This is a genomic window from Vibrio breoganii (assembly GCF_024346795.1).
Taxonomy (GTDB): domain Bacteria; phylum Pseudomonadota; class Gammaproteobacteria; order Enterobacterales; family Vibrionaceae; genus Vibrio; species Vibrio breoganii.
Genome location: NZ_AP024864.1, coordinates 551400 through 569919 on the forward strand (window position 1 = coordinate 551400; position 18520 = coordinate 569919).

Here is an 18520-nt window from a genome sequence, read left to right on the forward strand (position 1 = left end):
TATTCTCGGTACACCATTTTGGCCCTTGTTCACTGCGATGCATAAGTGTTGCAGAAATATTACGACAATAGGACAAGGTGTCTGATCAAAGGATGTCTGTAGCTTTTTCAGCTCACAGACCACAACCAGAGGAATGATGTTGTGCTTGAAGCTTATCGCAAACACGTAGCTGAGCGTGCTGAACAGGGAGTGGTTCCAAAGCCCCTAGACGCAGAACAAGTGGCTGCACTTGTTGAATTACTTAAGAACCCACCTCAAGGTGAAGAAACCTTCATCTTAGACCTTCTAGAAAACCGTATTCCACCGGGCGTAGATGAAGCCGCTTACGTTAAAGCGGGCTTTCTAACAGCTATCACTAAGGGTGAGGTTGAATCACCGCTAGTGAGCAAGCAAAAGGCGGCTGAGCTACTTGGCACAATGCAAGGTGGTTACAACATTGAACCGCTCGTTAGCTTGTTAGACGATTCTGAACTGGCCCCTATCGCAACAAAAGCACTCTCTCATACACTGCTTATGTTCGATGCCTTCTACGATGTAGAAGAGAAAGCAAAAGCGGGTAATGAATTCGCTAAGCAAGTGGTTCAATCGTGGGCGGATGCCGAGTGGTTTACCTCAAAAGATAAAGTTGCTGAGAAAATCACCGTTAAAGTATTCAAGGTGACCGGTGAGACGAACACTGATGATTTGTCTCCCGCACCAGATGCATGGTCACGTCCTGATATCCCTGTGCACGCAAAAGCCATGCTTAAGATGGAGCGCGAAGGCATCCATCCAGATGAGCAAGGTAATGTAGGCCCTATTCGCCAAATAGAAGAGCTGCAAAAAGATGGCATTCCATTAGCTTACGTTGGTGATGTTGTTGGAACAGGCTCTTCTCGTAAATCAGCGACAAACTCTGTGCTGTGGTTTATGGGTGACGATATTCCGAACGTGCCAAACAAGCGTACTGGCGGTATCTGTTTAGGTGGAAAGATCGCACCTATTTTCTATAACACTATGGAAGACTCAGGTGCATTGCCAATTGAACTGGACGTGCAAAGCATGAATATGGGAGATGTCATTGATATCTTCCCATATGAAGGTGTAGTGCATAAGAACGGCGAGGTAATCTCTACGTTTGAACTAGGCAAAGTACTCCTTGATGAAGTTCGTGCAGGCGGGCGTATCCCTCTGATTGTGGGTCGTGGCTTGACTAGCCGTGCTCGTACATCTCTAGGCTTAGAAGAAACTGATTTGTTTGCTAAACCTGTTGACCCATTGGCATCGAGTAAAGGCTACACGCTAGCGCAGAAAATGGTGGGTAAAGCCTGTGGCGTAGAAGGTGTACGTGCAGGACAATACTGCGAACCTAAAATGACCACAGTGGGCTCTCAAGATACAACCGGCCCTATGACGCGTGATGAGCTAAAAGACCTAGCATGTTTGGGCTTCTCTGCTGACCTTGTGATGCAGTCTTTCTGTCACACATCAGCGTATCCAAAACCTGTTGATGTAAATACTCATCATACGCTACCTGATTTCATCATGAACCGTGGTGGTGTATCGCTTCGCCCTGGTGATGGTGTTATCCACTCATGGCTAAACCGTATGTTGCTTCCTGATACTGTCGGTACGGGCGGTGATTCACATACTCGTTTCCCTCTAGGTATCTCTTTCCCTGCAGGTTCTGGTCTTGTGGCCTTTGCTGCAGCAACGGGCGTTATGCCACTGGATATGCCTGAATCTATCTTGGTGCGCTTTAAAGGCGAAATGAAGCCAGGTATCACGCTACGTGATCTGGTTCATGCCATCCCTTATTACGGCATCAAGCAAGGTCTACTCACGGTTGAGAAAGCAGGCAAGATCAATGAATTCTCTGGTCGCGTTCTTGAGATTGAGGGCGTTGAACATCTAAGCGTAGAGCAGGCATTTGAGCTATCTGATGCGTCTGCGGAGCGAAGCGCTGCCGGTTGTACGGTTAAGCTCTCTCAAGAGTCTATCGAAGAGTACTTGAACTCTAACATCGTTATGCTTAAGTGGATGATCGCTGAAGGTTACGGTGACCGCCGTACTATTGAGCGTCGCATTACCGCTATGCAAGAGTGGGTAGATAATCCAGAGCTTATGGAAGCGGATAAAGACGCTGAGTATAAGCATGTGATTGAGATTGATCTGGCTGAGATCGATGAGCCAATCTTGTGTGCACCCAATGATCCTGATGATGCACGTCCACTATCAGAAGTACAAGGTACTGATATCGATGAGGTATTCATTGGTTCATGTATGACCAATATTGGGCACTTCCGTGCTGCAGGTAAGCTATTGGAGAAATTCAACGGCCAGCTAGATACCCGTCTTTGGGTAGCACCACCGACTAAGATGGACCGTGACCAACTGACAGAAGAAGGCTACTACGGCATCTTTGGACGTGCAGGGGTTCGTATCGAAACTCCTGGTTGTTCACTGTGTATGGGTAACCAGGCGCGCGTTGCGGACAAAGCAACGGTAATGTCTACGTCTACTCGTAACTTCCCGAACCGTTTAGGTACTGGTGCGAACGTTTACTTGGCTTCAGCAGAACTTGCGGCAGTCGGTGCAATCTTAGGTCGTATTCCGACCAAAGAAGAATACCTAGAGTACTCATCGCAGATTGATGCGACGGCAGCGGATACCTATCGATACCTGAACTTCCATCGTATGGGACAGTACACTGAAAAAGCAGACACGGTGATTTTCCAAGAACCAGCATAACGTCTGATTTACAGCAGATATGAATAAGGCCGCTATCAAGCGGCCTTATTTTTTGCTTCTATCTAGTACGAATACGCTTAGCGTTTCATCGCATACAGAGCGGCAACATTGCGAGCGGTGAGTTCAATATTCTCAGCCGCTTCTGCCAATGCAGTTGGCAGGTCTACCGCGCGATTCACAACCGAAAACACTGCGTCGATACCGTGCCCATGAACCACACCACAATCTGCAGCGAGACAGCCGGCAATGCCGATGACGGGTAGGTTATGTTTTTTGGCGGTGCGAGCAACACCAATCGGCGTTTTACCGTGAATGGTTTGGCTATCAATACGGCCTTCACCGGTAATCACAAGGTCTGCATCCGCAACCACGCTATCTAGATTAACCGCATCCATGACAATGTTGATGCCAGGACGAAGTTCAGCATTGAGTAGCCCCACTAGCGCCGCGCCAAGTCCACCAGCAGCACCCGCACCAGGTAGGTTGATGACGTCTGCCCCTAGTTGCTCTTTCATGATGCTTGCGTAGTGGGCAAGGTTGGCGTCTAACTGTTCAACCATTTCTGGTGTTGCGCCTTTTTGTGGCCCGAATACATGTGAGGCACCTTTAGGGCCACACAATGGGTTGTCAACGTCACAAGCAATCTCAAGGCGAACGTCTTGTAGGCGTGAATCTAGGTCGTTTAGATCTATGGTTGCCAGTTTTGACAGCTCACCACCACCAAAACCAAGCTCGTTGCCTTCAGTATCTAGCATGCGGATGCCAAGAGCTTGAGCCATTCCTAGGCCACCATCATTGGTCGCGCTGCCACCAATACCAATAATAATATGCTCAACACCTTTATCTAATACCGCCTTGATTAGCTCACCGGTACCGTAGGTGGTGGTTTTTAAGGGATTGCGCTTCTCTGGAGCAACTAAATCAAGACCAGAGGCCGCTGCCATTTCGATGATCGCAGTCTTGCCATCACCTAGCATGCCGTAAAAGCCTTCAACGATCTCACCTAGCGGGCCAATCACAGGATGCTTAGTGATAGAGCCACTTGTTGCATCAACCAGTGATTGAACTGTGCCTTCACCGCCATCTGCCATCGGTAGTTTAATGTATTCAGCGTCTGGCATTACTTGCTTGAAGCCGTTTTCAATCGCTTGAGCTACGCCCATTGCAGATAGGCTTTCTTTGTATGAATCAGGAGCAATTACAATTTTCATTTTGAAACCCTTTAACTTAAACAAACAGACCAAATACGCCGAACATCATCACAGAAACAAACGCGATCATCAGACCTACTGCAGACTCGTAAGGAATCAGTTTTAGACGTTCACGAATACCCATATGCACAGCACCGCCGGTAGCATGGAAGAAGCTGCCGTGTGGCATGTGATCAAGAACGGTCGCACCAGAGTGAATCATTGCAGCACCGGCAAGAGCGGGAACACCTAGCTCTAAAATAGTGTGGCTAAATACGCTCGCCGCAACGGCTGTACCGGCTGTGGTTGAAGCGGTAGCAAGAGACATCATGGCACCAGAGATTGGCGCGAGTAGGTATGAAGGCAAACCAGACGCCGTCAAGATATCGATAAGCCCACCTTTTAATGCTGAGTTAGCTACGATGCCCGCTAGGGTACCTGTACCCAGAAGCATTACCGCTACTGGAGCCATGCGGTTTAGTCCCGCAACCGCAAATTGGTTAGAGTCTTTGAAGCGCCCCATAACCACTGCACCAAGAAGGCCGCCAAGAGGTAGTGCAATAAGAGGGTCAACGTTAATGCCTGCAATAGGGCGAAGTGCCAGTAGAGCAATAGCGACAAGAGGCGCAACAATCGCAGCGCCAAATGACGGTAGCTTGCTATGATCAACGGCGACGATCTCAGATGCTGAAACTTTGCTGCCCTTGTTGACTAAGCGCTTAGCGATAAAGTACGCCAATAGCATGCCACATAGGCCAGGAATAACGCCGGCTGCCATTACAGAGGTCAGTGGAACGTTGAACGCATCAGAGGCGGCAATTGCATTGGGGTTTGGCGACATAACGTTACCTGCTTTACCGCCACCCACCATTGCCAGCAAGATTGCTGTCTTGGAGATGTTTGCACGATGAGCAATCGCTAGGGCAATTGGAGATACAGTAATCACCGCCACATCAACGAATACGCCAACAGCCGTCAAAATCATGGTGGCTACCGCTAGCGCCAGTAGAGCTCGCGTTTCACCTACTTTTTTAACTATGGTTTCGGCGATAGAGGTGGCAGCGCCAGACTCGATGAGTACACCCGCTAACACACCAGCAGCCAATATACGCAGAACCGCAGTCACTATGCCTTGAGCGCCACCGATCATTAGGCCAACGGTATCTGTTAGTGATACACCACCCACAATACCGCCAATTAAGGCACCAATAATCATGCCGTAGGCGGGTGGAACTTTCTTCAGGATCAGCGCGATAGCGACAATAAGTGCTGCAAGTGCGCCGAGGGTTGAAACTTCAATCATGTGATATTTCCCAAGTAACAATTTGTAATTTTTCGGCAAATATAGAGAGGGAGGAGTGACAAGTCTTTAGCGCTTGCCACAAATAAGCGAGGGTTTTGGGTACAGTTAATTGTGCATTTGCACAAATAAGGCTATTTCCAATGGAACAAATTGATAGCGATATACAGTTGAAATAGGTCGTCTATGTTGTTGATATTTAATGAAGTTATTTGGTTGATCTTCTCTATTCGATAACGCAAGGTGTTACGGTGAATGTGTAGCTCATTACAGGTGAGAGCTGAATCACAATTCTGCTTCAAATATGTCTTAAGGGTTTTAATAAGTAGCCCTTTGCCGTCGTGCTTTTGCAACTGCAGGTAAGACTGCTCCAGTTGTTCGCGAATCCAAGGGTCTTCTAATAGGCTACTCATGATGGCAGGAAGCCGATGGTCTTGATAAAAGAACACCTCTCCAGAGCGATTGCCTACGCTGTGCATGGTCAGTTCGGCTGTATCGTAGGAGCGCGCGAGCCCGGCCAGTCCTGGAAAGTAATCCCCTAGAGCAATCTTGATTTGAAACTTAGCTTCTTTCTTTATTCGTTTAAGAAGTAGGTTCACTCGCTTGGTTTCAGCCTCTTTAGACCAACCACTTGCTGTTAGTGTAATAGGCTTTAATACCACCACTTCATTTTGTGAAACGGATAAGATCCCAACTAGATTGTCCCGCTCTGGGTATTCCAATAGGTGCACCAATTGCTGCAGGTTCTCTAATGAAGGGGCTTTGTTGTCTATAGGTAATACCTTTACGACGGCGGCAATTCGAGGTTGTTCAAGGTCGAGATCCAAACGCTGGGCAATAGCCTGCAGTTGCATGTCATTTAGGGTACTGCCACGGATCAATTGAAGTACTAATTCTTCTCGGTGCCTTTTGTTCCATTCGACCTGTGACATGAGTGCGGCTTGTTCGACAATAAGCTCTGCGGTCATTTTCACAAGTTCACCAAAATGATGCACTTGTTGCAGTGTTCCTGAAATACCGATTGCTCCAATAACGTGGTTTTGAAAGAAGATGGGTAGGTTAATGCCTGGTTTGACACCTTTCAGATGCTCTGCAGTCGCTTCATCGATGTTTACAACGCGAGACTCGGTGATGGCCAGCACGGCTCCTTCATGCTTTTGGTGCAAACGAGTAGCATCGCTGGAACCAATAATACGTCCATTATCATCCATGACATTGATGGAGTAGGGAATGATCTTCATTGTTCGTTCAACAATTTGTCTGGCGATCATTTCATTCAGTTGCATAACAGGCTCTCATCTTTAAAGGCATTTGTTTCTGGTATTGGCGGCAGGATAGTAACGGCAAACGCGTCAAGATGCTCGTTTCTAAAAAGATAATGGTATACTGCCGAGCATTTAGCGCTTGGTTATTATTGCAGTATAGGTTGAGTTATGGAGTTTGAATTTAGACGCGTATTTGGAAAGTACTCCGTTCAATGCAGCATGGGGCATGAGATTATAGGCCGTTGGCTGAATGAAGAGATTGGTAATGATAGGGAAAAGATCAGCCAAGTTTTTAGTTTGATAGAGCAGGCGAACAATAATCTAGCAGACGTGTTTAATCTTCCCGGTACGGAGATCAGCATCATTATTGAAGCGGGTGAAGTGACCGTGCAAGAAAATGTATTACTGCAGCAATATGAACAAGAGTTTGAGCCAGATATGGACTTTTATGACAGCGAAAGCTCTGGTATGTGCGGCCTAGAGGACTTCTCGACCCTTATTCACCAGTGGCAGCGCTTCTTAATTACGGGTCGATAGGCCCTTTCCCCTTAATTGCACAATCTTGTGACATTTTTTAACATCTTGTGCACTTTTGGTGAGTGCAGTGCACTCATATGGTGCAATTAAATTCTCTCCTTTTCCTGTTTATTCCTTAAATCCTTTAAATTCATAGCCTTAAAAACTTGGCACGCCCTTTGTATATATAAAAGTGTTGATGAAACTAATTATGCAGAGGGAAAGCGATGAAACTTATCAATGCAATTATAAAACCCTTCAAACTGGACGATGTCCGTGAAGCTCTATCGGATGTGGGAATTGAAGGTATGACTGTTTCTGAGGTCAAGGGATTTGGTCGTCAGAAAGGTCACACTGAGTTGTACCGTGGTGCAGAGTATCAAGTAGATTTTTTGCCAAAGGTTAAGCTAGAAATCGCAACACAGGCTGAGAACGTTGACCGTGTTGTTGAGGCTGTGAGTAAAGCCGCACACACAGGCAAGATTGGTGACGGCAAGATTTTTGTCTACGACCTATCTCAGGCTGTACGTATTCGTACAGGCGAAATGGATACAGAAGCCCTTTAAGAATAACGGACAAGAGAATTTATTATGGAACTTACAGCTACAGTAACGGAACTTCGTTACGCACTAGACACTTTTTTCTTTCTTATTTCAGGTGCGTTAGTTATGTGGATGGCAGCAGGCTTTGCCATGCTAGAAGCAGGCTTAGTACGCTCTAAAAATACCACTGAAATCTTAACTAAAAACATCGTGTTGTACGCAATCGCTTGTACTATGTTCTTGCTGGTGGGTTACAACATCATGTACGTAGACAATAGCGGTGGCGGTTACCTACCATCATTTGGCAGCCTAATTGGAACACAAGCCGAAGGCGCAGATCACTCTTTAGAGTCTGATTTCTTCTTCCAAGTAGTGTTCGTAGCAACGGCAATGTCAGTTGTTTCTGGTGCTGTAGCTGAACGTATGAAGCTTTGGGCTTTCCTTGCATTCACAGTGGTTCTTACTGGCTTTATCTACCCAATGGAAGGCTACTGGACTTGGGGCGGTGGTTTCCTATCAGAAGCTGGCTTTAGTGACTTTGCAGGCTCTGGTATCGTACACATGGCAGGTGCAGCAGCAGCTCTATCGGGTGTAATTCTACTTGGTGCTCGTAAGGGTAAATACGCTAAAAACGGTTCAGTTCACCCTATCCCTGGCTCAAACATGCCTCTAGCGACACTAGGTACGTTTATCCTTTGGTTTGGTTGGTTCGGCTTCAATGGCGGTTCTCAGCTAATGGTTTCTGACTTTGAGAACGCAACTGCAGTAGGTCAAATCTTCCTAAACACTAACGCAGCTGCAGCAGCGGGTGCAATCGCAGCGCTTCTAGTGTGTAAGACTACTTGGGGTAAGGCTGACCTTACTATGATTCTTAACGGTGCATTGGCAGGTCTAGTTGCGATTACTGCTGACCCTCTATCACCATCACCACTTGCAGCAGTGAGTATTGGTGCAGTAGCCGGCGCAATCGTAGTATTCAGCATCGTAGGCTTCGATAAAATCAAGATTGATGATCCAGTAGGTGCTATCTCTGTTCACGGTGTGTGTGGTTTCTTCGGCCTGATGGTTGTGCCTCTAAGCAATGGTGATGCAACATTTGCTGCTCAGCTTCTAGGTGCTGCAGTAATCTTCGGTTGGGTATTCGGTGCAAGCATGGTTGTGTGGGCTGTACTGAAAGCAACTATGGGTATACGAGTAACAGAAGAAGAAGAGATGGAAGGCATGGATGTTCACGATTGTGGTATCGGTGCTTACCCAGAGTTCATGACAGTGAAACAATAATTCGATAAATCAATTATTTAACAAAAGGCCTACTTTCGAGTAGGCCTTTTTTTGTGTGTGAAATACGTGAGTTCGAGTAATTTAGTGGAACTTATCTACTAAGTTGAACGTTTTGAGGAGCACACTCCATCGTTAAAGACTTGTTTTGCCTGACTGAATCACAGAAATTGATAACAAAGTTAAATAAATCGCAATTTAGTTGTTTTTTATCATTGTTTGAAACGAGTTCTTGAATATAATAAACGCATTGATAACTATTCTCACTTTCAATTAAGGGAACTAGAATGAAAAAATTACTTGTGTTGACTGCTGCTATTAGCGGTGTATTTGCGCCAATCGCATCAGCTTCAGAAGAAGTGAACGTATACTCTTACCGCCAGCCATTTTTGGTTGAACCAATGTTTGATGAATTTACTAAACAAACGGGTATCACGGTAAACGTTAAGTTCTCTAATACAGGTATCGCTGAGAAACTAGTTCAAGAGGGTGAGTACAGCCCAGCTGACGTAGTATTGACTACAGACATCAGTCGTTTGGTTGAACTAAGCAATAAAGACGTTGTACAGAGTGTTAATAGCAAGGTGATTGATGAAAATGTCCCTGCTCAATACCGTGACACTGAAGGCGAGTGGTTTGCACTGACTCTACGTGCACGTAACGTATACTCTTCTCGTGATCGCGTTGGCAAACTTGGCTCTGATTTTGATTACACAGACTTAGCTAACCCAGAGTACAAAGGCAAGATCTGTACTCGTAGCGGTAAGCACCCATACAACGTTTCTCTAGTGGCTTCTATGGTGGCGCACTACGGTGAAGCGGAAGCAAAAACTTGGCTTGAAGGCGTTAAAGCAAACCTAGCTCGTAAACCTCAAGGTAACGACCGCGCACAAGTTAAAGCGATTAAAGAAGGCTTGTGTGACCTAGCACTAGGTAACAGCTACTACCTAGGCAAGATGGTTAACGATCCTAAGCAAGTTGCGTGGGCTGAATCCGTTTACATTAACTTCCCTGGTCAAGAATCTAACGGCACACACGTAAACGTGAGTGGTATGGCGATGGCTAAGCACTCTCCAAACCGTGACAATGCTCTGAAGCTGATGGAGTTCTTAACGGGCGACAAAGCTCAGCAAATGTACGCAGAAATTAACTATGAGTACCCAGTGAAAGAAGGCGTGAAGCGTTCTGAGCTAGTAGCTTCATGGGGTGATTTCAAAGCAGATACACTAGCACTTGAGAAAATTGCTGAAAATCATGCGATTGCTGTGAAGCTATTGGATGAAACTAAGTTTGACCTGTAATACACTGCATGGGTTAAACACCTATAAACTTTAAGGTTTAGAATTAAGGCGTCTTTAGGACGCCTTTTCAAGTTATTTGATGAAAGAAAAGTATCCCGTATTTCGAACCAGTAGTGCACTCTTAGCTGTACTACTGGTTTTGCCAATTTTAGCCATTTTTTACACCAGTATCGGTGGTGATAACGACTTGTTCACCCACCTTTTTGATACGGTGTTGCCTACCTACGTCTCAAATACCTTCTGGTTGGTATTTGGAGTGATGTTGCTGTCTCTGCTAATTGGTATTCCAAGCGCTTGGCTAATGGCCATGTGTCGCCTTCCATCAGAAAAAGTGTTGCAGTGGGCAATGGTACTGCCTCTGGCTATGCCTGGTTATATCGTCGGTTACGTGTTTACGGATTGGTTTGATTTTGCCGGTCCTTTACAGGTTTTCTTGCGAGACATCACTGGTTGGGGGCCAGGAGACTACTGGTTCCCTGATATGCGTACTTTAGGTGGCGCCATCTGGGTGTTGTCTTTAGTTCTCTATCCGTATATTTATCTGCTGTGTCGCGCGGCATTCATGGAGCAGAGCGTGAGCATTCTGCAATCGGCTAGATTGCTCAAGTGCTCTCCATGGCAGAGCTTTTGGCGTATATCGCTACCGATTATTCGTCCTTCTATTGCCGTTGGTCTATCCCTTGTAGCAATGGAGGCCATTGGTGATTTTGGTACTGTCAGTTACTTTGCAGTGAATACGCTCACCACTGCGGTATTTGATACTTGGCTTGGTTACTCTAATCTAGGCGCAGCCGCTAAGATTTCAGCCATAATGCTGCTCGTGATTATTCTGCTGATCAGTGCTGAGCGATACAGTCGTCGTAAGCAGAAATTGTTCCAAAATCAATTTAATAGCCATGAAAATTTCCGTTATGAGCTGAAAGGCTGGAAAAAGTGGGCAGCGGTGACCTGGTGTTGGTCCATTGTCGCTGTCGCTTTTATCTTCCCGTTACTTCAGCTTTGCCAGTACGCCTATCGCTACTTTTCAGAAAGCTGGACGACTCAGTTTTATCAATATGCGATGAACAGTCTGCAGGTGTCAGTGCTGGCGGCATTAATAGCCTTGATTATCGCAGTGGTACTGAACTTCTATAATCGCTTATCTGCGACAACCAGTAGCAATGTGTTCGTGCGTTTAGCCTCTCTAGGCTACGCTGTTCCTGGAACTGTGCTTGCGATTGGTGTGATGGTGCCGGTACTAACGGCTGACCATTTTATTAATGATATTGCCAAGGCGATGGATTGGGGAAGACCTGGACTTATCTTCTCAGGCTCTATGTTTGCCATTGTATTTGCTTTTGTTGTGCGTTTCTCTGCGGTCGCCATTGGCACTATTGAGAGCAGTATGAACAAGGTATCACCCTCATTGGATATGGCCGCACGCACTATGGGCTGTAACAGTACGCAAATGCTACAGCGCGTGCATATTCCGCTAATGAAACGTGGAGCACTGATCGCCTTTTTATTGGTGTTTATCGAGTCGATGAAGGAGTTGAATGCGGCATTGCTATTGCGTCCATTTAACTTTGAAACACTCGCCACCTACGTATACAACTTTGCCTCTGACGAGCAACTGGAAATCGCGGCGATGCCTGCAGTCCTGCTTGTGCTCGTTGGATTGATTCCGTTAATTATCGTCAACCGTTCTTTGGAGCAACCACACTAATGAGCCGTACCTTAGCCATTAAAGACCTCACCTGTAAGTATGACAATCAGACTGTTTTAGAGTCTTTGTCTTTGAAGGTTAAACAGGGAGAAATCGTCTGTTTGTTGGGTGCCAGTGGTTGTGGTAAAACCACGCTGCTTAAGGCGATATCAGGCTTATTGCCTCTCACTAAAGGCTATATCGAACTTAACGGTAACGTTATTGATGATGGTAAGCATTGGGTTGCACCAGAGCAGCGTAATATCGGGATGATCTTCCAAGACTATGCGCTATTTCCGCACCTAACGGTGGCCGAGAATATCTGTTTTGGCATTCAAGAACTGGCAAAAGAAGTGCAAAAAGAGCGTGTTCTGCAAATGCTTGAGATGGTTCATTTGCAGGAGCTTGGCGATCGCTATCCGCATCAGCTATCTGGTGGTCAGCAGCAGCGTGTGGCTATTGCGCGCTCTCTTGCTTATAAACCTGATCTATTATTGCTCGATGAACCCTTCTCAAATATCGATACCCAAGTACGTCATAAATTGATTGCTCAGATCCGCGCTATCTTCAAGCAAGCAGGCGTAACCGCTATTTTTGTTACCCATAGCCGAGAAGAGGCCTTTGCCTTTGCCGATAAAATGGCAGTGATGAACAAGGGTGTGATTGAGCAATTTGGCACTGCGAGTGATTTGTATCACAACCCCTCAAGTCGATTTGTTGCAGATTTTCTTGGTGGTGGCAGTTATTTACCGGGGCTTAGAGTAGAGCAAGGGCTGTATCAAACTGCCCTTGGTGTGGTTAAAGCGCTATCCAAGCAGCAAAGTACCGATGAGCAGGCTCATATATTGTTTAGGCCTCAACATCTGCAACTGACCGCAAACCCTGAGGGACTGACCAAGGTATTAGAGCAGCAGTTCATGGGTGATCACTTCCGCTACGTTATTGATGTGGATGGGCACAAGCTACTGTCTAGCTCCATAGAGCAACTAGATATTGGTAGCCGAGTTGACGTTACCTTAACACCAACTCAACTTCTGGCCTTCTAAAAAGGGTTGCGGTAGTGAATACCGCGGCCCTGTAATCCTTCCAGATCAAGCTGTAAACGAGATAAGAAATCATTCCAGTCTTTGTTGGTTTCTTTAGTCCACGCCACCTCTGCGATGGCTTGCAATCTAGGGTGCACCATATACTGCAGTCGCTCGGCACTATCAATGAGTTCGCACCATAATCCCGCTTGGATCCCCCATACCTTTTGTTGGATTGGGTCATTGGCGTCTATCTCACTCAAAGGGCGATAGTGATAAGCGTGTTTTAGCGGAGTAATGTTCGCCCAATAGAACCCTGACTCAGTGGCATCAAATTCTTGGGCCATATCGAGATAGGTATATTGACCAGGCTGAAGTACCACATCAAAGCCTTTACGGGCACATTTTATGGCGGCTTCTTCGCTCTGCCATGAATAGATCACCGTTTGCTGGCTAACCTTGTCGCCATACTGCGCCTCTTCCCAGCCAAGCATTCGCTTACCTAAGCTGCTGAGTTTGTTTTCTACGTAGCGTAGAAGATGTCCTTGCAGTTCTTTGGCATCAGAATAACCGTGCTCAGTCATTACGGCCTGGCATTTTTCGCTATCTGTCCAAACCCCTTCAGGCACTTCATCAGCGCCGATATGCACATAAGGGGCAGGGAACAATTCTGCCACCTCTTTGAGCACCTTATCGAGGAACTCATACGTTCCCTCTAGCGCGGGTGAGAGCACGTTGTCGGTGTAGTGCTGCACACTGCGGTAGATGGACTTGTCATCCCTATCGAGCAAAAGATGGGGCAGGGCCTTGATCGCTGCTCGGCAGTGGCCCGGTATGTCGATTTCGGGGATCACAGTGATCCCACGACGCTTGGCGTAAGTGATGACTTCTTTAATCTGCTCCTGAGAATAGAAGCCGCCATATTTGGAATCGATGTGTTTGAACTGAGCCGTAAGGGGCAGATCTTTGCCTCGCCACGCGCCAATATCGGTCAGCTCAGGGAAGGCTTTGATCTCAATGCGCCAGCCTTCATCATCGGTGAGATGCCAATGAAAGTGGTTGTACTTATAGCGGGCGAGTTGATCGATGATCAATTTCACTTGGTCTAGTTGATGGAAGTGCCTTGAACAATCCAGCATCATTCCTCGATAGTCATAAATAGGGCTATCTGATATCTGAATGCAAGTGGCTTTGATGCCATTGCCAAGCAGTTGCAATAGGGAAGCAACGCCATGGCTGAACCCTGGAGAATCACTGGCAAATAGAGTGACTGAGTTACTAGATACCTCTAATTGGTATGACTGGTGAGGTAAGCTTTTAAGCAACTTAAACTCGACTCTGTTTGCTTCTTCACTTAGGGATAAGTCAAGTTCAGGCTTTGCTTCAATCAACCATAAAGCGGCTTCTTTTGCTTGGTCACAGTCAGTGAATATCACCTCATTATGGGCAAATTCAAAGGCACCAGAGTCAATTTGTATCTCTTGAGGTTTAGGGATAATGCCCACGCTCGCCTTGCTTACGGTTTCTATAGGTTGTGGGTTCGACTTTGGCTCAATGAGCTGCAGGGGCGTCACATCCACAGCGTATTGTTCTGGCGCGGTAATAAACGCCTCTAAAATACCATCACATTGTAGCTGCAACGGTGGTGTTGGCATCTCAAACTCAGTGGTAAATTGACCATCAGCTTGTAGCGTTGGCAGTGACTGTAAAGTGCAAAAGCTACCGAGTTGAGAGAGATTACCTTGAGTGTTGCTGTTCGAGTCTAAAAAGCGGGTAATAGAGAAGTAGAGAGTCCAATCTTCGAGTGTCTGTGAAGAGTGGTTGCTAAGGGTCATTGAAAATCGTGTGCGCTGCTCGGTTTGATTAATGACCTTTAGGTCGAGACGAAATAGGCTCATTGAGAGTCTCCTGATAATTCATCACTGGTTTGATGGGCGATTGCTAATAGATACCATGCCGCGTGGGGTAGCCACTGTTCTCCCCAGCGCCAGTTTTGCTCTAAGTTATCGGCGTATTCTTCGGGTTTGAACCCAATGCCTAACGGGTTATCAAAGGCTGCGGTAATGCCATTACAAATCCCACCCTTCGCATTGAAAAAACCCAACTCAGGGAGGTAGTCAGGATTGTTGTGCCCATGCCCATCGAGCATGCACATATCATAGGGATTGAGGCCTAGAATCCAGTTAAGGGGCTGCTGTGCGTAGTTTTTTACCTGAGGGATCAAGTGCGGAGGTAGATAAGGAAGCGCAAAATGAGCCATTGCAGTAAGGGAAGCGAGACGAGCATTTTCTCCTTGCCACCAATAGCCTGATTCATTGTCTTGAGCAATAAAGAAGGCATCACGCTTCTCGCCGCTCACATCCTTGACGTACTGCCTTGGATAGCCAAAAGGATTAGCCACTCTCTGGGTGATGCTCAGCTCAAACAGCATTGAGGCGTTGATGGTGTCGATTACCTGACTTCTTATTGCTGTATTTGTCTCGATATCAAGAAAACAGCATAGCGTGATTACGGGCAACCCAGCTTCTGCTGCGTGGAAATAAGGGCGAGTACCATCCCTATTGGCGGACCAAAAGTTGTGACAGTAATCATCACTAGACTGACGTGCATTTAGCTTCTGAGTCCATTGGCGAGCCTCATCTAAATAGCGAGAATCATGGGTTGTTTTATACAGCTCGACGCTAGCAAGGAGCGCGCAATACTCATCAATAATGTTCTCAGTGCCGTCGTCTAGGTAGTCTTGGTTATGCTCTGTTAGATGCCAATAACCAAGCTGTGCTTTTTCTAAATAGATTTCGCTGTTGAACTCACCGCAGTGTTCAAGTCTAGCGGCAGAGGCAAGGGCTGCAATGGCAACCCCTGCGCCTTGGCGAAAGCCTGCGTGATAATTCTCAAGCTTAATACCGGCTTGGGTCTTATAGGCGCAGATGTCTCGCTGGGCAGGGTCTTTGCTCCATTGGTCGAACACTGTCATGTAGAAGAAACCTTCTGCATCTTGCATTCGCACTAGAAAATCAGCGCCGAATAGCGCCTCGTCCATCAGACGGGTTTGAGTAAACGGGTGGCAGCTTGGCTCAGTTTTTAGCTTGTCTAGGCTAGAGAGTAGATTCCAAACCAGCATAGGAATTTGCTGTGGGTTCAGGTAGTTGGCGTAGGATAGGTGGCTTAGGTACTTACTTAAATCTCCTGAGGCATCATACCAACCGCCAGAGACATCAATAGTTCGCTCTGAGCCCAATAGTGTGGCTTGTTGATCCGCTTGTTCGTAGATGCCGCTACAGCGCTGCGATTTGAAATAATGCAAAAGATCAGAGAAGGTGCGCTTGAACAATAGCTGAGGTTGAATCTCAAAAGAGTGCGATGCACAGCCTTCAAAGCGAGCCAGATAGGTGCCGCTCTTGTTGATCTTGCTAAAGTCAAAAGTGTAGCACCAGCCTATATTCCATTGATCCACCTGAGCGCCGGGCTGAAGTGGTACACGGGCTACCTCTTGGAGAGTCTTTGTATCAACAATGATGATATCGGCATTGTCGACGGTTTGAAGAGGTAGAGGGTGAGGCGAGAGCAGGACACCCTGTTTATCGGCAGTAGTGGAGTAGCCGATTTGATTGATTAACAACTTCATAAGTCGTTATTCCTTATAGAAAAATAGCCCCCAATAATGGGGGCCAAAACAGAAGCCACCCTTAACCCTCGTGCAAGTAACAGCGAACAAAGTGGTTATCGGACAGTTGAGTGACTTCAGGGAGTTTATCTTTACATTTATCGGTAGCGTGTAGGCAGCGTCCAGCAAAAGGACAGCCAGCAGACTCTGGGGTCCACAGCGGTATCTCACCTTTATTTCCTGCCAATTTTTCATGAATTGATTTGGCAGGATCGGGCACTGCAGAGACTAATAATTGCGTATACGGGTGTTGCGGGTGGGCAATCACTTCATCGGTATCACCCCATTCCACCATGTGACCCACATACATAACGGCGATGTCTTCGGCAATGTAGCGTGCGGTGGCAATGTCGTGGGTGATGTACAAAAGGGACATCTGCTTTTCAAACTTCATCTCTTCCATCAGGTTTAGCACGCCTGCACGTATAGACACATCCAGCATTGAGGTGGGTTCATCAGCAAGCACTACTTCTGCACCAACGGCAATGTTTCGCGCAAGGTTTACCCTTTGGCGTTGACCGCCAGAGAGTTGATGCGGGAATTTCTCTGCTGTTTCTTTCGGCGGGATGAGGCCCACCTGCTCAAGAAGATCATACACGCGCTCTTGCAGTTCTTTCTTATTTCCTGATGCCACCTTCTTATGGATCAGAAGGGGTCTCGCGATATGGTGAAAGATGTTGTGGGTTGGATTGAGAGAGCCAAACGGGTCTTGCCATACCATTTGCACGCCTTCGCGATAGCGCATGAGATCTGACTTTTTAGTGATGGTTTGGATATCACGACCACGATATTCGATGTTGCCGCCACTGGGTGCATACATCTTGGCAATCATCTTGGCGGTGGTGGATTTACCTGATCCAGACTCGCCGACTACCGATAATCCACGGCTCTTATACATCTTAAATGACACGTCATTGATCGCGCGCATCATCGGGTTTTTTAGTGCGTTGCTGCTCACTGGAAAGTCTTTAACTAAGTTCTTGCCTTCAATGAGTAGTTCGCCTGTTGCTTTGCTCATGTTACTTCTCCATTGGCCTTAGCTGACTTCTTGTTGTGCGATAGGTTCACCAAACAGGTGACAGTTTGAAAAGCGCTGATGCTCTATTTGACGCAATTGTGTGGGCACTGTTTTGCATCGCTCAGTAACCTGAGAGCAACGTGCCTGAAAGCGACAACCTTCAGGGATTTCTAGTAGGTTCAATGGGTTACCAGGAATACCCGTTAATTTGGTTTTAGGGCCCGTCAACGGAGGGAAAGAACTGCCTAAGCCGCGAGTATAAGGGTGGAACGGCTGTTCAAGAATTTGCTTGGCAGGAGCCACTTCAATCAGCTCACCTGAGTACATGATGCCAATGCGATCAGAAAACTCCACCATCAGTGAAAGGTCGTGTGTGATAAACAAGATAGAGAAACCAAACTCTTCCTTTAGCGCGTAGATCTTCTGCAAGATCTCTCGCTGCACCACTACATCAAGTGCTGTAGTGGGCTCATCCATAATGATCATCTTAGGGTTCAAGGCCAAAGCAATCGCAATCACCAATCTTTGACGCATACCGCCTGAGAACTGGTGAGGATAGTCGCTGAGTCGGCTAGGGTGGATATCAACGATCTCCAGTAGCCCCTCTGCGCGTTTAATGGCTTGCTCTCGAGTCATGCTAGTGTGTCGCATGATGACGTCACAGAACTGCTCTTCCATTGGCAATACTGGGTTAAGGGCGTTCATGGCACTTTGAAATACCATAGACATCTCACTCCAGCGAAACGCCTGCATACGATCATCACTGTATTGAAGAATGTCTTCGCCGTTAAAGATCACCTCTCCACCTGAGATAAAAGCAGGTGGCTTATGCAGGCGCATAAGAGAGAAGGCGACGGTGGATTTACCACAGCCAGATTCACCCGCTAGGCCAAATACTTCACCAGGAGCGATATCAAAGCTTACGTTATTGCACGCTCGTACATCGCCAGCATCGGTAATGTAATCCACACAAAGATTGCGCACAGAAATTAGTGGTTCAGTCATGA

General features: G+C 46.8%; 14 protein-coding genes. 7 read left to right on the top strand and 7 right to left on the bottom strand.

What is annotated here, in order from left to right; genetic code table 11:
- Positions 1-141: 141 nt before the first annotated feature.
- A complete protein-coding gene (gene acnB, locus OCU35_RS02680) occupies positions 142-2730 on the top strand; it encodes a bifunctional aconitate hydratase 2/2-methylisocitrate dehydratase (protein ID WP_017032759.1) in 2589 nt (862 codons plus the stop codon).
- A gap of 77 nt (positions 2731-2807) precedes the next feature.
- Here the strand turns inward: acnB and OCU35_RS02685 are convergent, their stop codons facing one another.
- The 3 genes from OCU35_RS02685 to OCU35_RS02695 form a co-directional block, all read right to left on the bottom strand.
- Positions 2808-3941: a glycerate kinase gene (locus OCU35_RS02685; protein WP_102328535.1), complete on the bottom strand. Its 1134-nt coding sequence runs from the start codon at positions 3939-3941 to the stop codon at positions 2808-2810.
- A 16-nt stretch (positions 3942-3957) separates the two neighbouring features.
- Positions 3958-5223: a GntP family permease gene (locus OCU35_RS02690; protein WP_017032757.1), complete on the bottom strand. Its 1266-nt coding sequence runs from the start codon at positions 5221-5223 to the stop codon at positions 3958-3960.
- 131 nt (positions 5224-5354) lie between these two features.
- Positions 5355-6506 carry a sugar diacid recognition domain-containing protein gene (locus OCU35_RS02695; RefSeq protein ID WP_261825606.1) on the bottom strand — a complete coding sequence of 384 codons (1152 nt, stop codon included), beginning with the start codon at positions 6504-6506 and terminating at the stop codon, positions 5355-5357.
- Positions 6507-6653: 147 nt separating this feature from the next.
- Between OCU35_RS02695 and OCU35_RS02700 the strand changes: the two genes are divergently transcribed.
- The 6 genes from OCU35_RS02700 (at position 6654) to OCU35_RS02725 (ending at position 12852) form a co-directional block, all read left to right on the top strand.
- Positions 6654-7022 (top strand): YacL family protein, encoded by a 369-nt coding sequence (locus OCU35_RS02700; protein ID WP_261825607.1) that lies wholly within the window; start codon positions 6654-6656, stop codon positions 7020-7022.
- A gap of 206 nt (positions 7023-7228) precedes the next feature.
- A complete protein-coding gene (gene glnK / locus OCU35_RS02705) occupies positions 7229-7567 on the top strand; it encodes a P-II family nitrogen regulator (RefSeq protein ID WP_017028386.1) in 339 nt (112 codons plus the stop codon).
- Between the two features lie 24 nt (positions 7568-7591).
- The gene (locus OCU35_RS02710; RefSeq protein WP_017032754.1) at positions 7592-8824 is read left to right on the top strand and encodes an ammonium transporter; all 1233 of its coding nucleotides are present in this window, start codon (positions 7592-7594) and stop codon (positions 8822-8824) included.
- Positions 8825-9108: 284 nt separating this feature from the next.
- Positions 9109-10122, top strand: coding sequence for a Fe(3+) ABC transporter substrate-binding protein (locus OCU35_RS02715; RefSeq protein WP_261825608.1), 1014 nt, complete (start codon positions 9109-9111; stop codon positions 10120-10122).
- A gap of 79 nt (positions 10123-10201) precedes the next feature.
- A complete protein-coding gene (locus OCU35_RS02720) occupies positions 10202-11827 on the top strand; it encodes an ABC transporter permease (RefSeq protein ID WP_102477505.1) in 1626 nt (541 codons plus the stop codon).
- Positions 11827-12852, top strand: a complete 1026-nt coding sequence (locus OCU35_RS02725) for an ABC transporter ATP-binding protein (protein ID WP_017028382.1) — start codon at positions 11827-11829, stop codon at positions 12850-12852. Before OCU35_RS02720 ends, OCU35_RS02725 begins: the two co-directional genes overlap by 1 nt.
- Here the strand turns inward: OCU35_RS02725 and OCU35_RS02730 are convergent.
- From OCU35_RS02730 to OCU35_RS02745, 4 genes are all read right to left on the bottom strand, one after another.
- On the bottom strand, positions 12849-14729 hold the full coding sequence (locus tag OCU35_RS02730) for a beta-N-acetylhexosaminidase (RefSeq protein WP_261825609.1): 1881 nt from the start codon (positions 14727-14729) through the stop codon (positions 12849-12851). The genes OCU35_RS02725 and OCU35_RS02730 overlap by 4 nt on opposite strands.
- Positions 14726-16456, bottom strand: coding sequence for a glycoside hydrolase family 9 protein (locus OCU35_RS02735; protein ID WP_261825610.1), 1731 nt, complete (start codon positions 16454-16456; stop codon positions 14726-14728). The genes OCU35_RS02730 and OCU35_RS02735 overlap by 4 nt, the downstream gene beginning before the upstream one ends.
- A gap of 61 nt (positions 16457-16517) precedes the next feature.
- On the bottom strand, positions 16518-17513 hold the full coding sequence (locus tag OCU35_RS02740; RefSeq protein ID WP_017028379.1) for an ABC transporter ATP-binding protein: 996 nt from the start codon (positions 17511-17513) through the stop codon (positions 16518-16520).
- A gap of 18 nt (positions 17514-17531) precedes the next feature.
- On the bottom strand, positions 17532-18518 hold the full coding sequence (locus OCU35_RS02745) for an ABC transporter ATP-binding protein (protein WP_017028378.1): 987 nt from the start codon (positions 18516-18518) through the stop codon (positions 17532-17534).
- Between the last annotated feature and the right edge of the window lie 2 nt (positions 18519-18520).

Excerpts from the sequence above, each read along its gene's own strand:
- OCU35_RS02685 (WP_102328535.1), bottom strand. The coding sequence starts at position 3,941 with ATGAAAATTGTAATTGCTCCTGATTCATACAAAGAAAGCCTATCTGCA.
- OCU35_RS02690 (WP_017032757.1), bottom strand. The coding sequence starts at position 5,223 with ATGATTGAAGTTTCAACCCTCGGCGCACTTGCAGCACTTATTGTCGCT.
- OCU35_RS02695 (WP_261825606.1), bottom strand. The coding sequence starts at position 6,506 with ATGCAACTGAATGAAATGATCGCCAGACAAATTGTTGAACGAACAATG.
- OCU35_RS02700 (WP_261825607.1), top strand. The coding sequence starts at position 6,654 with ATGGAGTTTGAATTTAGACGCGTATTTGGAAAGTACTCCGTTCAATGC.
- glnK (WP_017028386.1), top strand. The coding sequence starts at position 7,229 with ATGAAACTTATCAATGCAATTATAAAACCCTTCAAACTGGACGATGTC.
- OCU35_RS02710 (WP_017032754.1), top strand. The coding sequence starts at position 7,592 with ATGGAACTTACAGCTACAGTAACGGAACTTCGTTACGCACTAGACACT.
- OCU35_RS02715 (WP_261825608.1), top strand. The coding sequence starts at position 9,109 with ATGAAAAAATTACTTGTGTTGACTGCTGCTATTAGCGGTGTATTTGCG.
- OCU35_RS02720 (WP_102477505.1), top strand. The coding sequence starts at position 10,202 with ATGAAAGAAAAGTATCCCGTATTTCGAACCAGTAGTGCACTCTTAGCT.
- OCU35_RS02725 (WP_017028382.1), top strand. The coding sequence starts at position 11,827 with ATGAGCCGTACCTTAGCCATTAAAGACCTCACCTGTAAGTATGACAAT.
- OCU35_RS02730 (WP_261825609.1), bottom strand. The coding sequence starts at position 14,729 with ATGAGCCTATTTCGTCTCGACCTAAAGGTCATTAATCAAACCGAGCAG.
- OCU35_RS02735 (WP_261825610.1), bottom strand. The coding sequence starts at position 16,456 with ATGAAGTTGTTAATCAATCAAATCGGCTACTCCACTACTGCCGATAAA.
- OCU35_RS02740 (WP_017028379.1), bottom strand. The coding sequence starts at position 17,513 with ATGAGCAAAGCAACAGGCGAACTACTCATTGAAGGCAAGAACTTAGTT.
- OCU35_RS02745 (WP_017028378.1), bottom strand. The coding sequence starts at position 18,518 with ATGACTGAACCACTAATTTCTGTGCGCAATCTTTGTGTGGATTACATT.